This window comes from Gordonia sp. UBA7599 (assembly GCA_002477755.1).
GTDB lineage: Bacteria > Actinomycetota > Actinomycetes > Mycobacteriales > Mycobacteriaceae > Gordonia.
Genome location: DLKD01000097.1, coordinates 1 through 5,007, shown reverse-complemented (window position 1 = coordinate 5,007; position 5,007 = coordinate 1). Strand labels below are relative to the sequence as shown.

Genomic DNA, 5,007 nt, shown 5'->3' with positions numbered 1-5,007 from the left:
AGTACGAGACGAAGTACTCGACGGCGTTGTTCGGCAGCATCTCGCGCAGTTCGTTGGCCAATTGGGCGGCGAGCGTCTTGTTGGGTGCCATCACGAGTGTCGGGCGCTGGATTTTCTCGATCAGCCAGGCCGTCGTCGCCGATTTGCCGGTACCCGTCGCACCCAACAGCACAATGTCGCGCTCACCGTCGTTGATCCGCCGTTCCAACTCCGCGATGGCGGCGGGTTGGTCGCCAGCCGGTTCAAGGTCGCTGACGACTTCAAAGCGTGCATCGGCCCGCTCGATCTCACCGATCGGACGGAACTCGGAGTGCGCGAGCACCGGTTTCTCTGCGGGGAACGCCATGCGTACCAGGATAGGCGGGGCGTCTGACATCCCCACTCGGGCGGCGACCGGAGATGCCAGGCGGGCGTCGAATCCCACAGCTAGGTTGAGACCATGACCGACACCGCGCATCCCCTCAAAGTCGAGGTCTTCGACGTCCCGGCGATGACCAATACCGACCCGAAAGGCTTCGTGCGCGCCGTCGACGAATATCGCGCCACCGACTACGGCCTGTACATGTCGCGCTCGACCCCCGGGCACGACAAGTTCTTCTGGCTGGAGAGCTGGCTGCTTCCGAACCTCGACCTACGCGCCAACATCTTCCACTTCCACGACCCGGAGTACCGGCCCGGCCAACGCCTCTACCTCGACGTCGGCGAATTCTGGGGACCCGACGACGCCGACCGCTGGCACGCCCGTGACTGGTACCTCGACCTCGTCGACGTCGACGAGAAGCCGTTGGAGCTGATCGACATCGACGAGCTCTTCGACGCCAATGTCGCCGGCTACCTCACCACCGAGCAGTGCGAGAAGGCCATCACCACCGCCACGACGGTGCTGGTGGGCGCCGCCGAACACCGCCACGACGTGCAGGCCTGGCTCGACGAGCAGGTCGGCGAACCGGTCACCTGGCGCGTGTCGCCTCCGCCGCGGCCCTAGCGGGCACGGGAAGGACCACCCGACGACCGATTACCCGACGACGACGCGGACGATTGCCGGGCGCCCCGGATCGGCCGAGGCAAAGGTGCCCGACTCGTCCGCCGGGAAACCACCGGCGCGCAGCAGTTCGGGCAGCGCGGCGGCCGCCTCGGCGTCGCGCGCGGTGATCTGTAGCGATGTCACCGGTTCGCTGCCGGTGACCGTGACAGCAGTGGCCTTGTCGCCGGCCACCGCCCAGAGCCGGTTGGTCAGCCGCGTCGGAAGAGACTCCGGGTTGGGATCGCGCTCGACCAACTCCGGTCGCGCGGTAGCCGGGAGACCCGCGCGCACGTTGGCCTCATACGGCACGAGGCGCTGCGCCCACAGATCGATGGCCTGCTCGGCCAACTCCGCCTCCGAACCGTGGTTCGCTAGCCATGCGTCGGCGACCGCGTGACGCTGCTCGTTCGTCGCCTGCGCGGCGATGCGGGCGCGGGCATCAGCCTCGTCGAGACCGCGCGAGTTGACCAGCCGGTGCACGCGCAGCTCGACGTCGGCGTCGACGACGATGACGTGGTGGAAGAACGGCGCGGTGTGGTTCTCGACCAGCAACGGGATGTCCTGGACGACGATCGCATCGGCGGGTGCCGCGTCGAGCAGCTCGGCGGTGCGCGCACCGATGCGCGGATGAGTGATGGCGTTGAGTTTGCCGCGCGACTCGTCGTCGACGAAGGCCTTGGCGGCCAGCGCCGCGCGGTCCAACTCGCCGTCGGCGCCGATCACATCGCTGCCGAACGCCTCCTCCAACGCCGCGAGGCCCGGAGTGCCGACGGCCACCACGTCGCGTGCGATCTTGTCGGCGTCGATCAGGTACGCACCCCGCTCGACGAAAGTCCTCGCCACGGTCGACTTGCCCGCGCCCATGCCACCAGTCAGTCCCACTCGGATCACGCCCACCAGTGTGGCAAACGTCTCCTGCTATCGCGACGGGCGGTGTTGGAACGACGCTTTCCGTGCGGGATCAACTACCCTCAGGCCCCATGACCTACCCGCCGGGTCTCAGCGGCCCCCAGTACCCGCCGCCGGGCCAATACCCGCCTCCTGGGCAGTACCCGCCGCCCGGGCAGCCCCCGGCTCCCGGGCAGTACCCCCCGCCGTTGGGCGCCTACCCGCCCCCACCACCGAAGAAGTCGTCGACGGGCCTGATCGTCGGCCTGGTCGTCGGCGGTCTGCTGCTGTTGGCCTGCTGCGGCGGCGGAGCGGTGCTGTTCGCCCTCGACAAGTCCGACTACTCATCGTCGCGGCCGTCGCGCTCGACCGCCCTGAGGGGCCAGTCGATGGAGTCCAAGTTCAAGTCCGGCATGCTCGCCAGTGTCCCGCCGGTCGGCATGGCACCGACGTCGGCCTTTCTGCCCGGCTACTCGGACCCGACGGTCTGGCTGCACCGGACGTTTACCGAGTCCGCCCCGTTCAGCGTCATCGTCAGCAACAACCCCGACGTGAACTGCGGGATGACGCCCGCCTTGCAGACCGGCGAGGCTGCCGCGGCGTGCTACTCGCCGAAGTACTACCGCACGATCTTCCTCTACTGGACACCCGCTATGGACGACGCGACCAAGAAGTTCATGCTGGCGTTCGGATGGGCGGGGTCGCGCCAGTGGTGGGAGCAGTTCGACGTCATGCAGTCGGTCGAGAGCCAGGCCGTGACGAAACTGCCGGAGTGGCGCAAGGTGTTGCAGTCCGATGCGATCTGCCGTGTCCTGTCTTGGGGCGGCTATTCCACGGCCGTCGCCGACCGGATGGGCGGATGTCCGACGTCGAGCTGGTCGGAGGGCTGGTTGCGGACACAGGCGAAAGCCTTGGGCGTCACCGTTCGGCAGTACTAGATCCGAACTGGATCAGCGCACCGCAATGCCCGCGTCGGCGAACCCGTGGGCGTTGAGGGAGGCCACCGCGTCGGCATCGATGCCGACGCAGAAATCCTTCAGGACGGTCGTGCGCAGGCCCGCTTCGGCGGCGTGGACCGCCGTCTGCTTCACGCAGTAGTCGGTGGCAATCCCGACTATGTCGACGTCGGTGATGCCGTGTGCCCGCAAGCTGTCGAGCAGCCGCTCCTCGTCATCGGTGACACCCTCGAACCCGGAATACGCCGCGCTGTAGTGGCCTTTGAACACACGGACCACCGGGATCGCGTGCACACGCGCCACCTCGTCGTCGAGCGCGGCGATGATCCGCGCGCCCGACGATTCGGCGACGCAATGGACCGGCCAGGACACGCGGAAGTCGGGTTCCTCGCCCTCGGCGGCGAAGTGCTCGCCCGGATCGATGTGCCAGTCCTGCGTCGTCACCAGCAGGTCGTAGTGCCCGAGGAAGTCCTCGTCACACAGCGCCGCGGCGAGCCGATCGGCGACGTCGGTCCCGCCGGCGACGGCGAGTGACCCGCCCTCGCAGAAGTCGTACTGGACGTCGACGATGATCAGTGCTTTGCCGGTCACGCCTCGATTGTAGTGACCCCCGACCACGCGCGACGGCCCGCCGACTCCGGTGAAGGAGTGGCGGGCCGTCGGTCCTGAGGGCTATTTCAGGTGGTTCAGGCGCTCTGGCCGAGCTCTGCGTCGAGGCGCAGGATGCCGGAGCCGTCCTCGTTGACGAGGCGGGCGCGGCCGAGGATCTCGCTGACCACGGCCTCTTCCTCGATCTGCTCGCTGACGAACCAGTCGAGCAGCGAGCGCGAATCGATGTCGCGGGCCTCGTCGGCGGCGAAGTAGAGCTCGCGGATGCTCTCGGAGACCTCGCGCTCTGCTTCCAGCGCCACGTCGAAGGTCTCGGTCACGCTGGTGACCTTCACCTTCGGCGTCTTGATGTCGCCGATGACGGGGTGGTTGTCGCGGTCGGTGAGGTGCTTGATGAGCTTGTCGGCGTGGGTGAGCTCCTCGTCCGCGTGGTTCTTGAGCCACTTGGAGATGCCGGGGAGGTCCATCAGCTCGAGCTCGATCGCCAGCTGGCGGTAGAGCATCGCCGACTCGTATTCCTTGGTGATCTGCTTGATGAATGCCTTCTCAAGGTCTGCTGCCATCTTCATGCCGTTGAGTGTAGAGAGAAAAAATGCCTTCTACCAGCAAGTATTGCCTTCGCTAAGCCAAGTTTGGCTAAGCTAATGCCATGAAACGGTCATCGATCGCCACCGCCGGAATGCTCGGTTTTGTGCTTCTCGGATCGGTCTTCACGGCTCCGATCGCCGACGCTGCTCCCCGCGTCGACTACACCTTGCGCGTGTGCGCGAGCGACAAAACCCCGACGCGCGCGACAATCACCTACGGTGTCGGGATCGGCGAGTCCATCGCCGAACAGGGCACCACCGACCGGTGGCTCGGCGAGGGGTGCTGGGAGCGGACCGTCCCGGCCACCACGATCGACGGGGCCGGTGTCCGCGCCGTCGCGGACAAGCCGGACGCATACATCGGCTGCGCCGTGTGGGCGCACGGTAAGCGGCTCAAGAAGGACTACGCATACGGCAAGTGCAACGCGTACGCACGCATCGGCTGACAACACCCACCAAAGCAACGACTCCCGGTCCGATCGGACCGGGAGTCGTTGCTTGTTCAGGCTACGAAAGCAGCTCAGGCGTTGCCGGCGAGCTTCTCGCGCAGGGCCGCGAGCTGCTCGTCGCTCGCGAGCGAACCGCCCGCGCTCGACGCTGCAGCGCCCTTGCCCTCGTCGGTCGACGAGGAGTAGTCGCTCGGTGCGTTCTCCGCCTCGGCGGCCGCCTTCGCGAACTTCTCCATCTGAGCGGTGTGCATCTTGTGGCGACGCTCCGCCTCGGCGTAGCGACCCTCCCAAGCCTTCTGCTGCTCGTCGAAGCCTTCGAGCCACTCGTTGGTCTCGGCGTCGAAGCCCTCGGGGAAGATGTAGTTGCCCTGCTCGTCGTAGCTGTCGGCCATGCCGTACTTCGACGGGTCGAACTCCTCGGTGTAGTCCTCGTTGGCCTGCTTGAGGCTCAGCGAGATCCGACGACGCTCGAGGTCGATGTCGATGACCTTGAC

Annotated in this window: 7 protein-coding genes and 1 pseudogene; 3 read left to right on the top strand and 5 right to left on the bottom strand. The window is 66.8% G+C overall.

Annotated elements, in window-relative coordinates:
* Positions 1-346 (bottom strand): DEAD/DEAH box helicase family protein (locus B4L26_RS11330; RefSeq protein ID WP_290718977.1); only part of this gene is annotated, 346 nt, incomplete at its 3' end.
* A 93-nt stretch (positions 347-439) separates the two neighbouring features.
* Here B4L26_RS11330 and B4L26_RS11325 point away from each other — a divergent pair.
* A complete protein-coding gene (locus B4L26_RS11325) occupies positions 440-985 on the top strand; it encodes a DUF402 domain-containing protein (RefSeq protein WP_290718976.1) in 546 nt (181 codons plus the stop codon).
* A 30-nt stretch (positions 986-1,015) separates the two neighbouring features.
* On the opposite strand, the gene coaE is transcribed toward B4L26_RS11325, so the two are convergent.
* Entirely contained in the window at positions 1,016-1,915 is a 900-nt protein-coding gene (gene coaE, locus B4L26_RS11320) for a dephospho-CoA kinase (RefSeq protein ID WP_290718975.1), read from the bottom strand.
* An 89-nt stretch (positions 1,916-2,004) separates the two neighbouring features.
* On the opposite strand from coaE, the gene B4L26_RS11315 reads away from it, so the two are divergent.
* Positions 2,005-2,850: a hypothetical protein gene (locus B4L26_RS11315; protein WP_290718974.1), complete on the top strand. Its 846-nt coding sequence runs from the start codon at positions 2,005-2,007 to the stop codon at positions 2,848-2,850.
* Between the two features lie 12 nt (positions 2,851-2,862).
* Here the strand turns inward: B4L26_RS11315 and B4L26_RS11310 are convergent, their stop codons facing one another.
* Together B4L26_RS11310 and B4L26_RS11305 are read right to left on the bottom strand one after the other, a co-directional pair.
* Positions 2,863-3,459 carry an isochorismatase family protein gene (locus B4L26_RS11310; protein ID WP_290718973.1) on the bottom strand — a complete coding sequence of 199 codons (597 nt, stop codon included), beginning with the start codon at positions 3,457-3,459 and terminating at the stop codon, positions 2,863-2,865.
* A gap of 95 nt (positions 3,460-3,554) precedes the next feature.
* Positions 3,555-4,046: a ferritin gene (locus tag B4L26_RS11305; RefSeq protein ID WP_290718972.1), complete on the bottom strand. Its 492-nt coding sequence runs from the start codon at positions 4,044-4,046 to the stop codon at positions 3,555-3,557.
* Positions 4,047-4,126: 80 nt separating this feature from the next.
* On the opposite strand from B4L26_RS11305, the gene B4L26_RS11300 reads away from it, so the two are divergent.
* Complete coding sequence (locus B4L26_RS11300) at positions 4,127-4,510, top strand: hypothetical protein (protein WP_290718971.1); 384 nt, start codon at positions 4,127-4,129, stop codon at positions 4,508-4,510.
* A 74-nt stretch (positions 4,511-4,584) separates the two neighbouring features.
* Here B4L26_RS11300 and rpsA read toward each other — a convergent pair.
* A pseudogene (gene rpsA, locus B4L26_RS11295) lies at positions 4,585-5,007 on the bottom strand (30S ribosomal protein S1); the annotation flags it as partial.

Excerpts from the sequence above, each read along its gene's own strand:
- B4L26_RS11300 (WP_290718971.1), top strand. The coding sequence starts at position 4,127 with ATGAAACGGTCATCGATCGCCACCGCCGGAATGCTCGGTTTTGTGCTT.
- B4L26_RS11325 (WP_290718976.1), top strand. The coding sequence starts at position 440 with ATGACCGACACCGCGCATCCCCTCAAAGTCGAGGTCTTCGACGTCCCG.
- B4L26_RS11315 (WP_290718974.1), top strand. The coding sequence starts at position 2,005 with ATGACCTACCCGCCGGGTCTCAGCGGCCCCCAGTACCCGCCGCCGGGC.
- B4L26_RS11305 (WP_290718972.1), bottom strand. The coding sequence starts at position 4,046 with ATGAAGATGGCAGCAGACCTTGAGAAGGCATTCATCAAGCAGATCACC.